At 62.8% G+C, this 18,226-nt stretch carries 19 protein-coding genes; 9 read left to right on the top strand and 10 right to left on the bottom strand.

Annotation, left to right across the window (positions count from 1 at the left end; all coding sequences use genetic code 11):
- Nucleotides 1-4 precede the first annotated feature (4 nt).
- Entirely contained in the window at nt 5-928 is a 924-nt protein-coding gene (locus C163_RS10100) for a LysR family transcriptional regulator (protein WP_249352826.1), read from the bottom strand.
- Between the two features lie 329 nt (nt 929-1,257).
- Between C163_RS10100 and C163_RS10095 the strand changes: the two genes are divergently transcribed.
- Nucleotides 1,258-2,271 carry a GlxA family transcriptional regulator gene (locus C163_RS10095; protein WP_038408075.1) on the top strand — a complete coding sequence of 338 codons (1,014 nt, stop codon included), beginning with the start codon at nt 1,258-1,260 and terminating at the stop codon, nt 2,269-2,271.
- Between the two features lie 164 nt (nt 2,272-2,435).
- Complete coding sequence (locus C163_RS10090) at nt 2,436-3,764, top strand: MFS transporter (protein ID WP_025338650.1); 1,329 nt, start codon at nt 2,436-2,438, stop codon at nt 3,762-3,764.
- A gap of 137 nt (nt 3,765-3,901) precedes the next feature.
- Here the strand turns inward: C163_RS10090 and C163_RS10085 are convergent, their stop codons facing one another.
- Nucleotides 3,902-4,978: a YafY family protein gene (locus C163_RS10085; RefSeq protein WP_025338649.1), complete on the bottom strand. Its 1,077-nt coding sequence runs from the start codon at nt 4,976-4,978 to the stop codon at nt 3,902-3,904.
- A gap of 38 nt (nt 4,979-5,016) precedes the next feature.
- Between C163_RS10085 and C163_RS10080 the strand changes: the two genes are divergently transcribed.
- From C163_RS10080 to C163_RS10070, 3 genes are all read left to right on the top strand, one after another.
- On the top strand, nt 5,017-5,934 hold the full coding sequence (locus tag C163_RS10080; protein WP_256220398.1) for a hypothetical protein: 918 nt from the start codon (nt 5,017-5,019) through the stop codon (nt 5,932-5,934).
- A gap of 1 nt (nt 5,935) precedes the next feature.
- Nucleotides 5,936-6,127, top strand: a complete 192-nt coding sequence (locus C163_RS10075; protein ID WP_025338647.1) for a hypothetical protein — start codon at nt 5,936-5,938, stop codon at nt 6,125-6,127.
- Nucleotides 6,128-6,335: 208 nt separating this feature from the next.
- Nucleotides 6,336-6,704: a hypothetical protein gene (locus tag C163_RS10070; protein ID WP_025338646.1), complete on the top strand. Its 369-nt coding sequence runs from the start codon at nt 6,336-6,338 to the stop codon at nt 6,702-6,704.
- 156 nt (nt 6,705-6,860) lie between these two features.
- On the opposite strand, the gene C163_RS26375 is transcribed toward C163_RS10070, so the two are convergent.
- Complete coding sequence (locus C163_RS26375) at nt 6,861-7,007, bottom strand: DUF2986 domain-containing protein (RefSeq protein ID WP_023662626.1); 147 nt, start codon at nt 7,005-7,007, stop codon at nt 6,861-6,863.
- A gap of 153 nt (nt 7,008-7,160) precedes the next feature.
- Here C163_RS26375 and C163_RS10065 point away from each other — a divergent pair, with 153 nt between their 5' ends.
- Together C163_RS10065 and C163_RS10060 are read left to right on the top strand one after the other, a co-directional pair.
- A complete protein-coding gene (locus tag C163_RS10065) occupies nt 7,161-8,939 on the top strand; it encodes a phosphoethanolamine transferase CptA (protein ID WP_081742254.1) in 1,779 nt (592 codons plus the stop codon).
- Between the two features lie 125 nt (nt 8,940-9,064).
- The gene (locus C163_RS10060) at nt 9,065-10,504 is read left to right on the top strand and encodes a PucR family transcriptional regulator (protein ID WP_256220397.1); all 1,440 of its coding nucleotides are present in this window, start codon (nt 9,065-9,067) and stop codon (nt 10,502-10,504) included.
- 152 nt (nt 10,505-10,656) lie between these two features.
- Here C163_RS10060 and C163_RS10055 read toward each other — a convergent pair whose 3' ends face one another.
- The 5 genes from C163_RS10055 to C163_RS10035 all read right to left on the bottom strand — a co-directional run bounded on the left by C163_RS10055 (nt 10,657) and on the right by C163_RS10035 (nt 15,739).
- Complete coding sequence (locus C163_RS10055) at nt 10,657-12,042, bottom strand: amino acid permease (RefSeq protein WP_025338643.1); 1,386 nt, start codon at nt 12,040-12,042, stop codon at nt 10,657-10,659.
- 287 nt (nt 12,043-12,329) lie between these two features.
- On the bottom strand, nt 12,330-12,866 hold the full coding sequence (locus tag C163_RS10050; RefSeq protein WP_025338642.1) for a membrane integrity-associated transporter subunit PqiC: 537 nt from the start codon (nt 12,864-12,866) through the stop codon (nt 12,330-12,332).
- Between the two features lie 11 nt (nt 12,867-12,877).
- Nucleotides 12,878-14,518, bottom strand: a complete 1,641-nt coding sequence (locus tag C163_RS10045) for an intermembrane transport protein PqiB (protein WP_025338641.1) — start codon at nt 14,516-14,518, stop codon at nt 12,878-12,880.
- Nucleotides 14,502-15,146, bottom strand: coding sequence for a paraquat-inducible protein A (locus tag C163_RS10040; RefSeq protein WP_025338640.1), 645 nt, complete (start codon nt 15,144-15,146; stop codon nt 14,502-14,504). The genes C163_RS10045 and C163_RS10040 overlap by 17 nt, the downstream gene beginning before the upstream one ends.
- Entirely contained in the window at nt 15,143-15,739 is a 597-nt protein-coding gene (locus tag C163_RS10035) for a paraquat-inducible protein A (protein WP_025338639.1), read from the bottom strand. Before C163_RS10035 ends, C163_RS10040 begins: the two co-directional genes overlap by 4 nt.
- 151 nt (nt 15,740-15,890) lie before the next feature.
- On the opposite strand from C163_RS10035, the gene C163_RS10030 reads away from it, so the two are divergent.
- Nucleotides 15,891-16,364: a YMGG-like glycine zipper-containing protein gene (locus C163_RS10030; protein WP_025338638.1), complete on the top strand. Its 474-nt coding sequence runs from the start codon at nt 15,891-15,893 to the stop codon at nt 16,362-16,364.
- A gap of 38 nt (nt 16,365-16,402) precedes the next feature.
- Here C163_RS10030 and C163_RS10025 read toward each other — a convergent pair whose 3' ends face one another.
- Nucleotides 16,403-17,308, bottom strand: a complete 906-nt coding sequence (locus C163_RS10025) for a LysR family transcriptional regulator (protein WP_025338637.1) — start codon at nt 17,306-17,308, stop codon at nt 16,403-16,405.
- 147 nt (nt 17,309-17,455) lie between these two features.
- Complete coding sequence (locus C163_RS10020) at nt 17,456-17,638, bottom strand: hypothetical protein (RefSeq protein WP_025338636.1); 183 nt, start codon at nt 17,636-17,638, stop codon at nt 17,456-17,458.
- A 201-nt stretch (nt 17,639-17,839) separates the two neighbouring features.
- Between C163_RS10020 and C163_RS10015 the strand changes: the two genes are divergently transcribed.
- Complete coding sequence (locus tag C163_RS10015; RefSeq protein ID WP_025338635.1) at nt 17,840-18,226, top strand: VOC family protein; 387 nt, start codon at nt 17,840-17,842, stop codon at nt 18,224-18,226.

The raw sequence follows: 18,226 nt of genomic DNA, 5'->3' as shown, positions 1-18,226 counted from the left end.
GGTTTCAGACTTTCCACCAGGTAAACTTTGACAATACCCAGTCGCGTACCCGCCCGCAGGCGTCGTAATCGGTATTTTCCTTGCAGGCCAGGTAATGCAGGCTGTTGCGCAACGTGACTTGTTCACGCACCGGCCTGGTCAACCGGCCCTGCTCGACCAGGCTGGCCACCAGCTGGTTCCAGCCCAGGGCAACCCCTTGGTGGGCCAGCACCATGTTGATGATCAGGCTGTAGTCATTGGCGTGGAACAGTGGCGGGCTGTCGGCGCCACGCTCATCGATGTCCACGTTGTGGAATGCCAGCCACACACTCCAGTCCACATGCTCGGCCACACCAGCCCGGCCGTACGGGCTCAAGTCCAGCAGCGCGCTGTTGCACAGGCCTTGCAGCGTGCCGATCTCGGGGTGACGCGCGAGGTACTGCGGCGTGCACACCGGGTAAATCACGTCATGGCACAGCGGGTAGATGGTGTAGGCATCACCCACATTGGCAAACTTGGAGATGATCACATCCGGCTCCACACCGGGCTCCCGCGTCAGAAAGTTTTGCGTGGTGATCAGGTTGAGCTCGATATCCGGGTTGTTTGCGCGAAACTCGTTGATGTGATGCGACAACCAGAACGCGGAAAACGCCGGGGAGCAACAAATCGTCAGCACGTGCTTTTCCAGCGGTGTATGGCGTATCCGCTCCGCCGCCTGGGCAATATTGACGAACGACAACTGCGACGCCTCGAAAAACACCGAACCTGCCGGGGTAAGCTCAACCGCACGGCCCACACGCTCGAACAACTGCGCGCTCAGGTAAGTTTCCAATTCACGAATCTGCCGGCTGATCGCCGCCTGCGACACACACAGCGCCTCTGCGGCCCGGGTGAAACTCTGGTACTTGGCTGCCGCGACAAACGCTTTGACAGCACGTAACGAAGGCATGCGAAGTAACAGGGTATCGGGATCAACTTGCCGCTGTGACATCCTGGTGTGTTCTCCTCATTCCGCGTACAGGACACTTGAATCGTACACAGCAGGTAAAAAAACACATCGGCACTTAAATTACTTTACGCATAACCTTGGGTTATGCGAAGAATCGCCGAACTCACCAATAACACTGGGTTATCAAAGAAACCGCACAAAATGTCGTTGGACTTCATCCTTGCTGCACCCATACATTATTCGCCGACCTGTATGCCAGATCCACCCGCCTGGAATGGCTTTCACTCTATTAGTCAGCCGAACCTCGGGCCTCGGCATCTGGGTGACACATGACAATAACTACAAGAACATTCAGCCACACCTTCAAAGAGCGCAACCTGGGGTTCATGGCACAACCCATCACGCGCCCCAAGCCGTCGCGGGTCGGTTTTCTGCTGCTGGAGAACTTTTCCCTGCCCAGTTTCACCCAGGCGCTGGATGTGCTGGTCACCGCCAACCTGATCGCCCCTGGCTCGATCAGGGTGCATACCTTCAGCCACAACCACAACGAAGTGATGAGCGACCTGGCCATCCCCATTCGCCCAGACACGCCGCTGACCGATGTGCGCCTGTGCGACCTGGACATCATGGTGGTCTGCGGTGGCTTGCGGGCCGCGCGCACGGTACCCGGCTGGCTGACCGCCCTGCTGAAGCGGCTGGCCAGGTTCCCGGTGGTGCTGGGCGGCTTGTGGAACGGCGCCTGGTACCTGGGCAGCGCCGGCCTGCTCGACGGCTACCGCTGCGCCATCCACCCCGAGCAGCGCATTGCCCTGGCCGAGCGGGTGCCGCACGCATTGGTCACCCACGATGCCCTGGTGCTCGACCGCGACCGGCTGACCGCCGCCTCGCCGGCGGGCGCCTTCGAAATGATGCTGCAGTGGCTGAACATTGGCTGCAGCCACGCGCTCGCCGATGCGGTGCTCGACACGCTGGACCACGACCAAAGCAAGTTCCGCAGCGTGCAAAAGCCCCTGCAGCCCAAGGTCAGCCGACCCCTGCGCGAAATCATCAAGCTGATGGAGGCCAACCTCGAGGAGCCGCTGTCACCCGGCCAGTTGTCCCAGGCTATCGGTTTGTCCGTACGCCAGGTGCAGCGCCTGTTCAAGGACCAGCTCGATACCACCCCGCAGAAATACTACTTCCAGTTGCGCATTACCGAAGCGCGGCGCCTGATCCAGAACTCCAATGCATCGATCTTCGATGTGTCCATCGCCTGCGGCTTTGTGTCGTGCACCCACTTCAGCAGGTCCTACAGTGCGTTCTTCGGCCACCCACCTTCAAAAGAAGTGCGCTATGAAATTTGAAATACAAGGAGCGCGCAAGGAAGGTTTCTGAACAGGCCGTCCCCGGCACTGACAATAAAAACAATCGTATAGCCATCGATCACTGAATTTTCGAGATGGCTTCACGGCCCCGCTTTGGAGGCCGCGCTGCCCTTTTACTCGAAAAACCATATCGGGAGACAAGAATGACAAGTCCAAATATCTCAGTCGAAGATGTACCGCTGAACAGGTTCCACAAACTTCTCACGCTGCGCTCTGGCGGTGGCTCGTTCGTCGATGGCTATGTCTTGAGCATTATCGGCGTCGCCCTGGCGCACATCAGCACTGCGTTGTCATTGAACAGCTTCTGGGAAGGCCTGATCGCCGCCTCGGCGCTGATCGGCATTTTCTTTGGCGGCTTCCTCGGCGGCTGGCTGACCGATCGCCTTGGCCGCAAGCGCCTGTTCTTCGTCGGGCCAACCTTGTTCATCGTCGCCTCGCTCGGGCAGTTCTGGGCCGACTCGGCCTTGACCATCTTCCTGCTGCGGCTGGTCATCGGCATTGCGGTCGGCATCGAATACCCGGTTGCCACCTCGCTGCTGGTCGAGTTCATGCCCCGCAAGTACCGCGGCCCACGCCTGGCCATGCTCACCATCCTCTGGTTTGCCGGTGCGGCGGCTGCCTACATCGTCGGCGAACTGCTGCTGCGCACCGGTGCCGAGGATGCCTGGCGCCTGGTACTGGCCAGCTCCGCGACCATTGGCCTGGCCCTTTTCATGGTCCGTATCGGCACCCCCGAATCACCGCGCTGGCTGCTGAGCAAAGGCCGCAGCGCCGAGGCAGAACAGGTGATCAAGGCGGTATATGGCAATGACTTTTCCCTGCGCAACCTGCCCGAGCAGGGCACCGCGCACAAAGTGAACATCTGGAGCCTGCTGTATGCCGGTTACGGCAAGCGCATGCTGTTCGTCATCGTGTTCTGGACCTGCTGCATCATCCCGCTGTTCTCGGTCTATGCGTTTGCGCCCAAGGTGCTGGCGGCGCTGAATGTGAAAGGTGACAGCGCCTCGATCGGTTCGGTACTGATCACGCTGTTCTTCGTGGTCGGCTGCATGGTCGCCACCCGCCTGATCAACGTCATCGGCCGCCGCAACCTGTTGCTCTACAGCTTCCTGGTGTCGGGCCTGGCCTTGCTGTGCCTGGGCGCGTTCCACAGCAGCGCGGGTATCTGGATCCTGGTGTTCTTCGCCCTGTATGCGTTGTTCATTGGTGGTGCGCAGGTGCTGACGCTGGTCTACCCGAACGAAATCTTCCCCACGGAGATCCGCGCCTTCGCGGTCGGCATGGGCACCTCCGTCTCGCGCATCGGCGCGGCAGTGGGTACCTACCTGGTGCCGGTTTCGTTAGACGTGCTGGGTATTGCGCAAACCATGTACGTGGCCGCTGCCATCACGTTCTTCGGGCTGCTGCTGTCCTGGGCCCTGGCCCCGGAAACCCGTTCGCTGAACCTGCAGCAGGCGGCCGCCCTGGGCTAACGGTACATGGCACCGGCTTCGCCGGTGTTCGAAGGAAGACCACCGGCGTGGAGGGCGGGCTTTTGGCATGCAGAAGGGGGGGCAGACGAGATACAGGTCACGATGAAGAAACAACCTGCGGTTCTTGCCCCCTCGTTTCATGCATACAACCCGACTGCCGCACGCAGTGTCTGGCAAATGTGCGTTCTCAGTGCCGAAGGCTCAAGCACCTCGATATCCGCCGCATTGGCCATCAGAAACAGCCGAAGCCCTTGCGTATCATGAAGCCTGCAGGTCAACAGCCAGCCCTCACCGTCAGCGACCATCTGCTGATCATGAGCAAGCGGGTTTTCGCTGAGCCTGTTGTGGAGGTTGGGGCTCAGGCGCAGCCTGATGGTCTCTGGCTGCGCGGTATGAATGGTCATCAGATCCTTTTGCGCCGCATACGAGTGGACATCGTAATCGTCCGGCCCGTCGATAACCCGCTTGCCGGGCTCAACGCGGGTCACCCGATGCAGCATGAGCGCGCACATCGTACCGGGGCCGTTACTGCTGTACTTCCCACGCTTGCTGCCTGGCATGGGCTCAGTGCCCGGCGGCCACGCTTCTTCGAGGACATATGCCGAGAGATAGATGTTCGAGTCTTGATGCGAAAGAGCCAAGGGTTTGAGCTGGTAGATACACTCGACCCCTCCAGCATCACGCGGCAGGTAGCCGACCTCCATTGGCGTGTTGTCGAGGATTGCGAGTTGGAGCTTTTCAAGATGATTCTCGTCGACCTTGCCCGGCAGCAAAACGGTAAACCGCGTGCCCGTGGTAATTCGCTTGGCAAAATCGATGTTGCATCGGGCACGGTCCTGCATCACCTGCTCGGCATAATTGCGCAAGTTCACGAGCGCTTCCGTCCCCGACTGCAGGCCGAATCGCTCGGCGTGCTGAAAAATGGCAGTCAGAGTCATCGCATCCGCTGGCGGCAGTGTCATTGCGTGGCTCCGCCCTACTGCACGCCAAACCAGGCCCCGTTTGTCGTCTGGGTCCTCTTCGGAGACCACGTACCCTGTCTGTTCAAGCGCCTGTAGATCACGCCGCGTAACCTTCAGGTGATGCTGGGTTTCATCACTGCTCTTCTCGAGCCATGACAGAAGTGCCTTGTGCAGTTTTGCAGTAGACAGGGTGGCGTTCGCCTGCATGAGAATCTGCCGCAGATAATCACGGCGATAAAAAAAATGGGTCATGGATGAGATGAGGACAAGAAATGGGTCTATCGGCTGGGATGATCTCCTGGTTGGCAGGGCAAACATGCGAAAAAGCCAATTCACAGGAGCATTACATGAAGCGCCAAGACTACCTCAATCGTCCCCAAGTTGCTGCCTTCATCAATTGGCTGGCCAGCGAACTCGATTCGCAAGTGCTGTTCCGCCACCAGTATGTCGAGCGTCGCTCGGGTAAGAAATGGCAGTGCCAGTCGTTGTACAACGCCTTTCAAGCCTACAAGTGGAACCATCCTGGCAATGACCGCCTGGGCTTCGTCGCGGGAGACTGCTCGACCAGCAACGGCCTTGCACTTTCGGCGCTGCGCAAAGACCTGTTCGCTGCAGCTGGCAACGATACGTTGATGCTGCAGGCTGCCCGCGATGTGATGGCATGGGGCGGCGTCACTGCTGGCAACGGCAAATGGCTCGACACCAATCGTTCTGGCTTGAGCAAACTGATCCAGACCGTGCGGTTGGCGATCGACACCGGTGACCTGGGGCATCCTGTGTTGCGCTCGAAACACCTGCGGTTCAATGCCGGCATGACCAAGGTATATGCACTGATCTGTGAAGACTTCCTGATCTACGACTCGCGCGTCGCTGCCGCTCTCGGCTGGCTGGTGGTCAAGTATTGCGAGGCTCACGGCATTGCAAAGGTGCCCGATGCCCTTTGCTTTCCGTGGGCTGCAGCAAAAGAGGGTGAGAATGCCAACGCCCCGAAGCGCCGCGACCCTGGCGCCGCTGAGCTCAAGTTCAAGCGCCTGCGCCCGGGTAGCCACCATTTGAAGTGGAACCTCCAGGCCAGCTGGCTGCTGAGCGCAGTACTGGCCCATCCACAGGCGGCTACCAGCCCTTTCAATCATCGAACGGGCGACCACGCACCTCTGCGTGCACTGGAAGCCAGCCTGTTCATGATCGGCTACGACCTTGGGGCGTGACATGGACGACCAGGAACAGGCAGGCGACGACAAGCCGACAACCCCGGCGGCAGGTCAGGAGGAAGCGCTCGAGTACAGCCCCGCCTTCGCCCGGATGATCATTGAGACCTCCCATGAAACCTTTACCGAGATGGACCCGGACGCGCTGATTGCCTTGCTTGAGGAAATGCTGCAGAAAGCACGCGCCAAGTGAGCGTCCCTCGGCAAACGGTCACAGGGTTGGGGGGCCACAAGTTGTACAAGTTGTTGCCGCTGCGAACTTTTTCCCGTTTACCGGTCTATGTGGGAGGCACAGAAAGGTAGCGGAACGCGAGACGAGCTTCCCCGACCACCTGCTGGCCAGATGGCTCAATTGTTATCAGAGGTTGGCTTCGCTCATGAAAATACATGTCGCAAGGTTGATGCTGCTCGGCCTGTTCTCGTTCGCGGCGATGGGCACGGCATCGGCAACACAAATGAAGGCGCCCGTAGTGGCAGCCCCGGCGGTTCAATCACCGTTGCAGCCTGCCGGCAACCCCTGGTCCAGGGTGGCCAGTGTGGCCGATGAACAGCCAGCCACGCTGCTGGCCCACGATGACGACCGCTGGCATGACCACCGCAGCGACTGGCGCCGCGAACAATGGCGCCGCGAGCAGGCCCGCCGTGATTGGGAGCGCCGGCGAGACTGGGAACGCCGACGCGACTGGGAACGGCGCCGCGACTGGGAGCACCGCCATGAGCGGGCCATGCACCACCGCTACAATGATGACCACCGCTACTATCGCCGTTGATCGCAAGCAGCCAACGCGCCCCTGTAGGAGCGGCCTTGTGCCGCGATCGGGCCGCAAAGCGGCCCCGGCAATATCTGCTTCAATGCTGAAATCGTGGGGCCGCTCTGCGGCCCGATCGCGACACAAGGCCGCTCCTACAAGGTCCGCGCCAGTCAGTCAGGTGGGGGTATCCCCCGCCGCCTCGGCCTCCATCTTCAAACGGTCGGCCTTGCAAATGTACTTGGGCTTGCGCGGCGCCAGCTTGGCGCTGGCCTTCTTGGCATGCGCCTGCAGTAGCTGCTTGATCTTCTTGCGACGGTTCATTCTCACTCGACCTGTCAGTCTGGTTTGGCTGAACACATCATACCTTGCCTGGGCCAACGTCTCGTTGACGTTATTTTCACGCTCGGCAGATTAGCGTCACGCCCTTTCCGGCCACGGGCACATCCGCTGGCCGCCAAGTACGACGAGGCATACGTGTCACACACTCCATCCCCCTCCTCGCCCAAGCGCGTGGACTGGGCCGGCCTGGGCTGGCTTTTGCTGTTCTTCTGGTACTTCTCGGGCGTGACCCAGGCGTTGCTGCTGTTCAGTGGTACCACCGGGTTCGCCGGTTTTCGCGATGCATTCTTCCTCAGCAGCCTGTGGCTGGCCCCGGTACTGCTGCTGCCGCGCTTCACTCGCGCCACGGCAGCGGTCATCGGCCTGGTGTTGTGGGCTGCTTCGCTGGTGGGCCTGAGCTACTTCGGCATCTATCGCCAGGAGTTCTCGCAAAGCGTCATCTTCGTGATGTTCGAGTCCAACACCGCCGAGGCCGGTGAGTACTTCAGCCAGTACTTCAGCGCCTGGCTGGGCCTGGCACTGCTGCTGTACACGCTGGTGGCGGTGCTGCTGTGGAAGCGCGTACGCCCGGTCAGCCTGCCGCTGCGCAGCCGCCTGCCGGTGGTCGCCCTGTTGCTGCTGGCCAACCTGGTGTACCCGTTCTACAAGCAGATGGTCACCCAGGAACGCAGCTTCGCCGACGCGGCGGAAAAGGTGCAGCAGCGCATGGAACCCGCCGTGCCCTGGCAACTGCTGGTCGGCTACCGCCAGTACCGCCAGCAGCTGGACAACATGCAGGAGCTGCTGGCCAAGAACGCCGCGCTGCCGCCCCTGCAAAACCTGCGTGACAGCAGCGGTGCAGCGCCACGCACGCTGGTGCTGGTGCTGGGCGAATCCACCACCCGCGAGCACATGCACCTGTACGGCTACAACCGTGACACCACGCCCAACCTCGATGCGCTGGCCGCCAGCGACAAGAGCCTGACGGTGTTCCGCAACGTGGTGTCGCCACGCCCGTACACCATCGAAGTGATGCAGCAGATCCTCACCTTCGGCGACGAGCAGAACCCGGACCGCTTCCTCACCGACCCGTCGCTGATCAACCTGATGAAACAGGCCGGCTACAAGACCTTCTGGATCACCAACCAGCAGACCATGACCAAGCGCAACACCATGCTGACCACCTTCTCGCAGCAGACGGACGCGCCGGTGTACCTGAACAACCAGCGCAACCAGAATGCCAGCCAGTACGACGACGTGGTGCTGACGCCGTTCGAGAAGGCCCTGCAGGACCCGGCGCCGAACAAGTTCATCATCGTGCACCTGCTGGGTACGCACATGGACTATCGCTACCGCTACCCGAACGACTACGCGCACTTCAACGACCGCCAGGGGGTGCCCGGCAAGCTGACCGATGACCAGGTGGAAACCTACAACTTCTACGACAACGCGGTGCGCTACAACGACTACGTGGTGTCGAGCCTGATCAAGCGTTACTCGGCCAGTACCTCCAATGGCTTCCTGCTGTACCTGTCCGACCATGGCGAAGATGTGTACAGCTCTGGCAACCACGACCGCCTGGGGCGCAACGAAGGCGCGCCGACCCGGCCGATGTACACCATCCCGTTCTTGCTGTGGACTTCGCCCAGCTGGCAGGCCGAGCACCCGCGCGACTTGCAGGCGATGGCCGACCGCCCCTACAGCAGCTCGCACCTGATCCATACCCTGTCCGACCTGGCCGGGCTGAGCTATGACCGTTACGAACCGGCCAAGAGCCTGGTGAGCCCGCAGTTCGTGGTGGCACCACGCTGGATCGGCGACCCGTACCGCAAGGATGGCCTGCGCGAGTTCGACCACCTGCCGCAGGACAAGGCCGAGCGGGGGCAGGAGACGGTCAGTAGTGGCAAGACACAGAACGCTGGACGCCTGAACTGATTGCCTTGTAGGAGCGGCCTTGTGTCGCGATGGGCTGCAAAGCAGCCCCACTGGCCCTGCACCGCGAACAAAGGTTTACCGCCCCAGCGTAAAACGCCATGCTTGGCGCATCTTTGGAATGAGTGATGCCCATGCTCACGGTGCAGGACCTGATCGATATCGAACTGCTCAAGTTGCAGGCCGTGGCTGGCGCGGCCGGCACCGGCAGGCTGATCACCTGGGCCCACACCGTCGACTTGCCAGACCCCTGGCGCTGGGTATCGCCAGGCGACCTGGTGATGACCACCGGCGTCGGCCTGCCCAGCGCTCCGGCAGACCAGGTGAGCTGGCTGGAGCAACTGGTGCAGAGCAACCCCAGTGCCCTGGTGGTGGCGCCGCGGGCCGATGCGCCAGCGCTGTCCGGCGAACTGCTGGCCGCCGCCGACCGCCTGTTGTTCCCGGTGCTGCATGGCAGCTTCGAACTGGAGTTCGTCAAGCTGTCGCACTACGTGATCGAGAGCGTGCTGCAGGCCCAGCGCGAGCGTTTCAACGCCAGCGAGCGGCTGTTCCAGACCTACGCCGACGCCTTGCGCAAAGCCCCCGACATGGCTGGGCGCCTGGCGATCCTGGCCGACACCCTCGGCCTCGACCTGGCCATCGAAGATGCCCCCAGCGGCACCACCGTGGTCGAAACCCGCCGGGCCGCGCAGGCTGCCGAGCGGGTGGAACGCATCCCGATCGGCGGCCGCGCCCGCGCCAACCTGCTGATGGCGCGCAAAGGCACCCGCACGCAGGATGACGCCATCCTGGTGCGCTCGCTGGTCGGCTTGCTGGGGGTGGAACTGGAACGCCTGATGATCCACCGCGACCAGCAGCGCGAAGAAGGCGCAGCGCTGTTGCGCAGCCTGCTCGATAGCGAGACGGAGTTCAGCCTGGCGCGGCCGATGCTGGAGCGTCGTGGCCTGGTCGGCACCCTGGTGAGCCTGGCGATCAGGCCGGGTAGCCACGGCCCATGGAGCAGCGCCGACATCCACCAGGCCCCTGCCCTGCATCACTCCACGCCGCTACTGCTCGACGACAAAGGCCTGCTGCTGGCGATCAGCCGTGACGACGCGCCAAGCCTGATGGCGCTGTGCCACAACCTCGGCGAGGGTACGGTAATTGGTATCAGCGGGCCGATCGCGGCGGCCACCGGCTTTCGCGAGAGCGTGCGCCAAGCCCGCCTGGCGCTGACCCAGGCCGAGGAAAGTGGCGCGCAGCAACTGCGCTATGGCGAGGCGGAAACCGGCCTGATCATGGCGCCCAAGTCGCTGGCCGAGGCGCGGGCGCTGGTGGGGCGTTACCTGGGGCCGCTGATCGAGCATGACCGCACCCAGGGTGCGGCGCTGCTGCAGACGTTGGTCACCTTCCTGCACAACGACGGCAACTGGAAGGCCACGGCGTATGATTTGGGGATTCACCGGCAGACGCTGGTGTACCGGCTGAAGCTGGTGGAGCAGCTTACCGGGATCAAGCCGACCACTACCGGCGGGATTGCGCGGTTCTGGATTGCGATTCAGGCGGGGAAGAATACCGACCTGTTCTAGCATCTGGTCTAGGCCCTTGGGGGCGCTTTGCGCCCCTGTCGCGACACAAGGCCGCTCCTATAAGGAGATCGCATACAGGTCCGACCTGGTGCGATCCCTTGTAGGAGCGGCCTTGTGTCGCAATAGGGCCGCAAAGCGGCCCCAAATACACCTTAGTTCAACCCAACCTCTGCACCAGGCTGCTGCCCCCGCGGCCCCCGCACCATCACATACGAAACCGCAATCACCACAATCGCAACCACGCATTGCCCCAGGCTCACCCGCATGCTCGGGTCGAAGGCCATGCTCACCAGCACTGCCACGATCGACCCGGTCACCAGCAACGGCAACCACGGATGCCCCCACATGGCGAACTTCAGCGTACCTTCCGCAACCCATTTGCGCCGCAGCCTGATCTGCGACAGGCAGATCACCAGGTAGACGAACAGGAACACCGTGCCGGACGAGTTGATCAGGAACTGGAACACGGTATCCGGCCACAGCGCCGCAATCACCACGCAGCCATAACCCACCAGGGTCGAGGCAATCACCCCGCGTACGGGTACGCCATTGCCGCTGACCTTGGCCACCCAGCGTGGCGCCTCACCGTTGGAGGCCAGCACATAGAGCAACCGCGACGAGGTATACAGCCCGGCATTGAGTACCGACAGCACCGCCACCAGGATGACCACGGTGAGCATGTCGCCTGCGCCGGGAATGCCGATATGCTCCAGGGTGGTCACGAACGGCGACTTGCCGGGGGTGATTGAGGTCCATGGCTGTGCCACCACGATGAAGAACGTCGCCAGCACGAAGAACACCAGGATGCGCAGCATCACCGTGTTCACTGCCTTGCGGATGTTGCGCGACGGGTCTTCCGATTCGGCCGCCGCGAGGGTGGCGACTTCCACACCGGTCATGGAGAAAATCACCACCACCACCCCGGTGAACAACGCGCCTACCCCACGGGGCAGGAAGCCGCCATGCTGGGTGAGGTTGGCAAAACTGGCGCTGGAGCCAGGCCACAGGTTGAACACGTACAACCCGGCCACGACCAGAAACACCACGATGGCCGCGACCTTGATGCCGGCGAACCAGTATTCGGCCTCGCCAAACGAGTGCACCGACATCAGGTTGAGCAAGGTCATGCCGACCATCAGGCCAAGGGCAATGGCCCACACCGGGATATCGGGCAGCCAGGCATTGATGATCTGCCCGCCGACCACGGCCTCGAAGCCGACCACGATCACCCAGAAGTACCAGTACAGCCAACCGGTCATGTACCCGGCCGGGCGCCCGAAGGCCAACCGGGCGTAGTCGACGAACGAACCTTTGGCCGGGTGCGCGGCGGCCATTTCGCCGAGCATGCGCATCACCAGCGCGACGATCAGGCCGGTGATGGCATAGGTGATGAAGGCACCCGGGCCGGTTGATGCGATAACCGCGCTGGACCCTACGAACAGACCGGCCCCGATCACACCGCCCAGGGCCAGCATGCTGATGTGCCGGGTCTTGAGGGCACGCTTGAGACGCGGGTCATGCTCCGACTGAATCGGCATTGGTTGTCTCCTTTTATTATTAGTAATCAACATTGCCGCTTCGCAAGGGTATGCAGGGGCCAGAGCGTGGCCTATCGCAAAAAAACAGGTGCGCAGGCGCTGGCCTGTACAAATGTATGAAGGAAATTCGGGAAATTCGCAGAAGCGCGCTCTGTGTAGGAGCGGCCTTGTGTCGCGATAGGGCCGCGAAGCGGCCCCCGGCTTTCAGCGTTACAGCAACAATTGCTGGGGCCGCTTTGCGGCCCTATCGCGACACAAGGCCGCTCCTACAACGGTCGGCGAGATGCTCAGGCAGATGCAGAACAGCTGCCCTGCCGGGCACTCCCCCGCACCGCCTCGGCCAGTTTGCGCAGGTTGGCCTGGTGGGCATTGACCAGGCTGGCGATGCTGTTGTCCGCGGGCGTCTGCAGCGAGGTACGGCAGGTCAGTTCGGCCTCACCCGAGCGCGTCAGGCGCCATACCGCCTCCAGCGAAGCATAGCGCCCCGGCACGCTATCGAAGCGCTGCACGTCCACCCGCAGCAACGCCTTGCCGCCACCCACCGGCCCGCCCAACTGGTCCTGCAAGGCGCTGCGGAACTCATCCACCAGGTTGGCCCCCCACCACTCCGTCTCGAGGATGGCCAGGCCGCTCTGCCCTTGCCGCACCACCAACTGCGGGCGGTCCACCTGCGGCGGCACGGCCACCCTCGCCACCTGGATGCGCTGGCCACCGTCGCGCACCGGTTCGCTCGGTACCAGCGTGTGATAGTTGTTCGGGGTACTGCTGCAGCCCCACAGCACGGCCAGCAGGCCGGCGCCACACACATTGCGCAGTCGATGCATCGGCTGTCTCCTCAGGGTTCAAGATCGGCGGCAGCGGCCGCTTTCGGCCGGCCGCGTATCAGCGACTCGGGGTGCCGGCCCAGGTAATCGGCAAGGTCACGCAGCGAACGCGACATGCGCTCCAGTTCGTCCAGGGTTTCGCCCATCCGCTCGCGCTGCGGCGAGTCTTCGGAAATGGCCGAATTGGCGGTGCGCAGGGTCTTGTGCACTTCGTCCAGCGCCACCTTCACGTCCGGTAGCGTTTGGCCATTGAACTGCTTGAGGCTGGCGCGCAACTCTCGCAGGCTGCCGTCCAGGTTGTTGGCGATGCTCTCCAGCGGCAGTTTGCTGATGCGCTCCACCACCCGCTGCAGCTGTTCCTGCAACTGCTCCAGGCTGCCGGGCAAGGTGGGGATGGTGATAGGGTCTGCGGTCTTGTCGAAGGCCACCTTGGGGGCATCGGGGTAGAAGTCCAGGGAAATGAACATCTGCCCGGTGATCAGGTTGCCGCTGCGCGCCTGGGCCCGCAGCCCGTGCTCGACGAAGGTGCCGATCAGCCGGCGCGCGCCGTCCATGTCGCCTTCGGCATGCTTGAACACGGACAGCATCTTGCGGTGCACCGGCCCCAGCCGCTGCGGGTAGATCACCGCATCGACCACCACCGGGAAGGTCTGCCGGGTGGCATCGTAGTCGAGCTTGACCGAAGTGACCCGGCCAAACTCCACCCCCTTGAACTCCACCGGCGCTCCCACCGACAGGCCGCGCATGGCCTGGTCGAAGCGCAATTGCAGGTACTGCGCCTGGCCACTGGGCGGTGCCAGGGCGGTGTCGCGGTCGGCAAACAGCTGGAAGCGCGCCTGGTCGGCAGCGGGCTCGGCTTGCGGGGCGAAGTCGGGCGAGCCAAAGGCCAGCCCGCCCACCAGAATCGACGACAGTGATTCGGTATCGATCTTCAGGCCGTTGGCACCGATCTGCATGTCCACGCCACTGGCGTTCCAGAAGCGGGTATCGGCGGTGACGAAGCTGTCGTAGGGGGCCTGCACGAACACGCCGATCTCCACGCCCTTGCCATCGCCCTGCAGGGCAAAGGACACCACCTCGCCCACCGGGATCTTGCGGTAGTAGATCGACGAGCCAATATCCAGCGACCCCAGGTCGCTGGCGGTCAGGACAAAGCGCTTGCCCTTTTCGTCGTAGGTGATCGGCGGTGGCAGCTCCAGGCCGACAAAGGACTTCTCCGGCACTTTCGATGCGCCGGCATCCGCCCCGATGAAACTGCCCGACAGCAGCGTGTCCACACCGGACACGCCGCCCACGCCAATGCGTGGCCGCACCACCCAGAAGCGCGCCCCCTGGGTGGCGAACGCGCGGGCGTCGTTGGATAGCTGGACCTTGGCAACCACGCTCTTCTTGTCGTCGGCCAGGTCCACCGTGGTGACTTCGCCGATCACCACGCTGCGGTACTTGACCTGGGTCTTGTGCGCCACCAGCCCTTCCCCGGTGTGGAAGGAAATGGCGATGACCGGGCCCTGCTGCATCCAGTTGCGCACCACCAGCGAAGCGCCGATCAGGATCGCCAGTATCGGCACGATCCATACCAGCGACACACTCCAGCGCCGGGTGTGCACTTCAACCTGCCCCGCGCCCTCGCGCTTGTCAGTCTGTTGCACCATCAATGCGGCCTCCCTCGTTGGCACGGCTATCCCAGATCAGGCGTGGATCGAAGCTCATCGCAGAAAACATGGTCAGTACCACCACCATGCCGAAAAACAGGATGCCCACCCGCGGCTCGATGGTGCCCAGCCCGCGCAGTTGCACCAGCGCCGCCACCAGCGCCACCACCATCACATCGAGCATCGACCAGTAGCCGATCAGCTCGACGAAACGGTACAGCTGCGAGCGCTGTCGGCAGGCCCAGGTAGAGCCGCGCTGGGCGGTGAACAGCAACAGGCCGAGCGAAAAGAACTTGATCGCCGGCACGCCCACGCTGGCAATGAAGATGATCAGTGCGATGTCCCAGGCCCCTGCCTCCCAGAACTCCAGCACACCACCGCCAATGGTGCTTGCGCTGCCACTGCCGAGCATTTCGGTGTGCATCACCGGCAGCAGGTTGGCGGGGATGTAGAAAACCAGCGCCGCCAGCAGAAACGCCCAGCCGCGGCTGATGGCATTGGCCTTGCGCCGGTGGATGGCGGCACCACAGCGCTCGCAGGTGTGCTTGCCGCTGCCCAGTTCGCAGGCCTGGCCGCAGCCATGGCACAGGCACAGGCCCAGGTCGTCGGCGTTGGCCGGGCTATTCATACCTGCTCCCAAAGGTCGCGGATGTCCTTGCCGGCGATATGGATGATCAGCATGCTCAGGGCGGCCAGGGCCAGCAGGCCGATGCCGGGTATCACATCGAGCAACCCCGCCAGCTTGATCACCGCCACCATCGCCCCCAGCAGGCACACCTCCAGCATGCTCCACGGCCGCAGGCTCTCCAGGCTGCGCATGCACAGGGCAAAGCCGGGGGCGCGCTGGCCGGCCAGGGCGAAACTCAGTAGCCAGCACAACAGGGTAATCTGCAGCACCGGCGCAAAGATGATCGACAAGGCCATGACCAGGGCGATGAAGGTGATACTGCCGTGGCTGAGTATCTGCACCGAGTCCCATAATGTCGCGGAATGGGTGAGCCCCTGCATGCCGATGGTCATCACCGGGTAGAAATTGGCGAACACCAGCAGGATGCCACCCGTCACGCTCAGGGCAAGCCGCTGCTGTACGGTCAGCGAGGTGTGCCGGTACAGCACGCCGCCACAGCGCTGGCAAACGGCGCGCTGGTGCTTGAGCAGCGGCGCACGGTGGTACACCGTGTCACAGTACTCACAGATGATCAGGTGCTGGGTCTGGCTCATGGGGTTTCCACAGGTAGCCCGGATTCACGCCGTGATACGCAGGCGAACCACGTTTGATATCCGGTTTAGACCATCCCGGCAAAACTGCCATCATCGGCAGCAAAGGCGAACTATTCTGTGAAACGGGATCCCCACCCGCTGGAGGTTTGCCATGCGTACGATGACGTGGAGTTGCCTACTGGTGCTGCTGTGCGCGGCATCGGCAACCCAGGCGCAGTCGGTGGTGCCGCTCAAGGGCCAGAGCAGCCAGCAGATGCAACTGGATATCAATGATTGCAATACCGTCGCGACCAATGCCGCGAACAGTGCCGCGACCTCCAGCGACCCCCATGTCGGTGGCCGGGTACGCGGTGCCGCTGCCGGCGCGGTTGCCGGTGCGGCAGGCGCGCAGGTGCGCGGCAACCAGCACGACGAGCTGTATGACCGGGTCGGTGACGATGCCAAGGAGCAATACCGGCAGAACCGCGCCGGCGAAGTGGCCGCCGCCGGTGCTGCGGTCGGTGGCATGCGCCAGCGTCAGGACCGCCGTCAGGACCGGCGCGGCCAGGACGAAGCGAAAGCCCAGGCTCATGCCAGTGCTTATGCCGGGTGCCTGCAAGGGCGCGGCTATCAGGTCAACCCCTGACCAACGGGCACGCCATGCTCCTGCAAGGCGTGCCCGTTTCAGAACTTCGCCAACTGCTCCCGGCAGAACTCCACGAACAACTGCGCCGGCTTGGTCAGCTGCACCCGCTTCAACCAGGCCGCCGCCAGCCCTGACAGCGCCACTGGCTCGGCGATATCCAGCATGGCCAGACGTTGCCCGTCGTAGGTGTACTCCGAGTGCGGCCGCGTCACCAGCAGCGAAAAACCGAAGCCCTGCCCGACCATGCCGCGCACCATCTCGATCGACGGCGAGCTGAAGACGATGTTGGGCGTGAGGCCCATTTCGTTGAACAGGCTGACGAAGTAGGTACGGCTGGGGGCCACGTCCAGCAGGATCATCGGCTCCGGGCACAGGTCACGCAGCGACACCTGGGCCTGGCCGGCGAAGCGGTGGTTTTCGGGCAGCAGCACATAGGGTTTCTGCGGCGGCATCAGCGGCTCGGCCTCGATGGTGCCGTCCAGATCATGGTCGTAGAGGAACGCCAGGTCGAAGGTACCCGCGGTCAGGCCCTGGATCAGGTCCTGCTGCTCGCCGTCGCGCAGGCGGATATCCACCCCCGGGTAACGCTGGCGAAAGCCGGCGATCAGCCGCGGCAGGTACAGCGGTGCCACGGTCTCGAAGCAGCCGATGTCGATTTGCCCGGCCACGGTGTCGTTGTCGGCCAGGGCGTTCTGCTCGAATTCGTGGGCCATCTGCAGCAGCGACTTGGTCTTGGCATAGAAGCGCTTGCCGCTGGGCGTCAGTGACACGCCCTGGGCGTGGTGACGGATGAACAGCTGCACGCCGAAGCTTTCCTCCAGGCTCTTGATGGCCGTGGAGATGGACGGCTGGGCAATGTACAGCTGGCGTGAAGCCTCGGCCACGCTGCCGGCCTCGACGGTGGTGACGAAGTACTTGAGTTGTCGCAATGTGTAGGCCGCCACGGGCACCTCTCTGACGCCGGTCTGGGCGCGCTGGGATCATGCCTGTCACTTTACCCCTGGCAGCGGCTGGGTGGGGGCCGGGTGATGAAGGATTTACCTATGGCTTGAGCAGGTTTTTACGAGGGGCGCGGGGCGCCCCCCTTTGCTTCACTCGAAATCGATATTGGCGATTACACAGTCATCACCAATCAGTTTGTACCCTGGCCTGCAGGGCATGCCGACTACTGGCCCTATACCGCGCTTGCGCCGGGACAATACCTGCGGTTCTGCATTTTCCAGCTGTTCGTGGTCGAGAGTGTCGTCTGGCTCGTTCATGGGTTCTTCTTGCATGGGGTTCACTCCTTGGTTTGGGTGGTATTGCCCGATCAACGCTACAACCCCCATTGCCACCAACCCATCTGGAACCTTGACCGTGAAGAGAAATGCTGTCGGATCGCGTTGCGTTGTTCGCGGGTGAACCCGGAGCCTTGGCCAAATGCCCCTGATTGTCTTTACTGATACTCAACGGTTCCAGGCATAGGGCGTGCGTTCATGAAGATCGTGGTCACCAGCATCCTCGTCGACGACCAGGCCAAAGCCCTGGCTTTCTACCACTACGTACTCGGTTTCGAGCCCAAGCACGACATCCCCATGGGCCGACACCGCTGGCTGACGCTCACCTCCCCCAACGACCCCAACGGCGTCGAGCTGCTGCTCGAGCCCGACGCGCACCCGGCCGCCAAGGTCTACAAGGCCGCGCTCAAGCAGGACCGTATCCCCGCCACCTCGTTCGGCGTGCGGGACATCCAGGCCGAATACACCCGGCTGTGCGCGGCAGGCGTGCAGTTCACCCAACCGCCCACTGCCATGGGGCCGGTCACCGTAGCGGTGTTCGATGACACTTGCGGCAACCTGATCCAGATCGCCCAGAAACACTAG

This window comes from Pseudomonas sp. FGI182 (assembly GCF_000511325.1).
GTDB classification, from domain to species: domain Bacteria; phylum Pseudomonadota; class Gammaproteobacteria; order Pseudomonadales; family Pseudomonadaceae; genus Aquipseudomonas; species Aquipseudomonas putida_Z.
This window is presented reverse-complemented; position numbering and strand designations above follow the sequence as displayed.

What these genes read in the sequence shown, in the direction of transcription:
- C163_RS10090 (WP_025338650.1), top strand. Translation starts at nt 2,436, where the DNA reads ATGACAAGTCCAAATATCTCAGTCGAAGATGTACCGCTGAACAGGTTC.
- C163_RS10095 (WP_038408075.1), top strand. Translation starts at nt 1,258, where the DNA reads ATGACAATAACTACAAGAACATTCAGCCACACCTTCAAAGAGCGCAAC.
- C163_RS10055 (WP_025338643.1), bottom strand. Translation starts at nt 12,042, where the DNA reads ATGCCGATTCAGTCGGAGCATGACCCGCGTCTCAAGCGTGCCCTCAAG.
- C163_RS10060 (WP_256220397.1), top strand. Translation starts at nt 9,065, where the DNA reads ATGCCCATGCTCACGGTGCAGGACCTGATCGATATCGAACTGCTCAAG.
- C163_RS10040 (WP_025338640.1), bottom strand. Translation starts at nt 15,146, where the DNA reads ATGAATAGCCCGGCCAACGCCGACGACCTGGGCCTGTGCCTGTGCCAT.
- C163_RS10075 (WP_025338647.1), top strand. Translation starts at nt 5,936, where the DNA reads ATGGACGACCAGGAACAGGCAGGCGACGACAAGCCGACAACCCCGGCG.
- C163_RS10030 (WP_025338638.1), top strand. Translation starts at nt 15,891, where the DNA reads ATGCGTACGATGACGTGGAGTTGCCTACTGGTGCTGCTGTGCGCGGCA.
- C163_RS10080 (WP_256220398.1), top strand. Translation starts at nt 5,017, where the DNA reads ATGATCTCCTGGTTGGCAGGGCAAACATGCGAAAAAGCCAATTCACAG.
- C163_RS10035 (WP_025338639.1), bottom strand. Translation starts at nt 15,739, where the DNA reads ATGAGCCAGACCCAGCACCTGATCATCTGTGAGTACTGTGACACGGTG.
- C163_RS10050 (WP_025338642.1), bottom strand. Translation starts at nt 12,866, where the DNA reads ATGCATCGACTGCGCAATGTGTGTGGCGCCGGCCTGCTGGCCGTGCTG.
- C163_RS10045 (WP_025338641.1), bottom strand. Translation starts at nt 14,518, where the DNA reads ATGGTGCAACAGACTGACAAGCGCGAGGGCGCGGGGCAGGTTGAAGTG.
- C163_RS10085 (WP_025338649.1), bottom strand. Translation starts at nt 4,978, where the DNA reads ATGACCCATTTTTTTTATCGCCGTGATTATCTGCGGCAGATTCTCATG.
- C163_RS26375 (WP_023662626.1), bottom strand. Translation starts at nt 7,007, where the DNA reads ATGAACCGTCGCAAGAAGATCAAGCAGCTACTGCAGGCGCATGCCAAG.
- C163_RS10020 (WP_025338636.1), bottom strand. Translation starts at nt 17,638, where the DNA reads ATGCAAGAAGAACCCATGAACGAGCCAGACGACACTCTCGACCACGAA.
- C163_RS10015 (WP_025338635.1), top strand. Translation starts at nt 17,840, where the DNA reads ATGAAGATCGTGGTCACCAGCATCCTCGTCGACGACCAGGCCAAAGCC.
- C163_RS10100 (WP_249352826.1), bottom strand. Translation starts at nt 928, where the DNA reads ATGCCTTCGTTACGTGCTGTCAAAGCGTTTGTCGCGGCAGCCAAGTAC.
- C163_RS10070 (WP_025338646.1), top strand. Translation starts at nt 6,336, where the DNA reads ATGCTGCTCGGCCTGTTCTCGTTCGCGGCGATGGGCACGGCATCGGCA.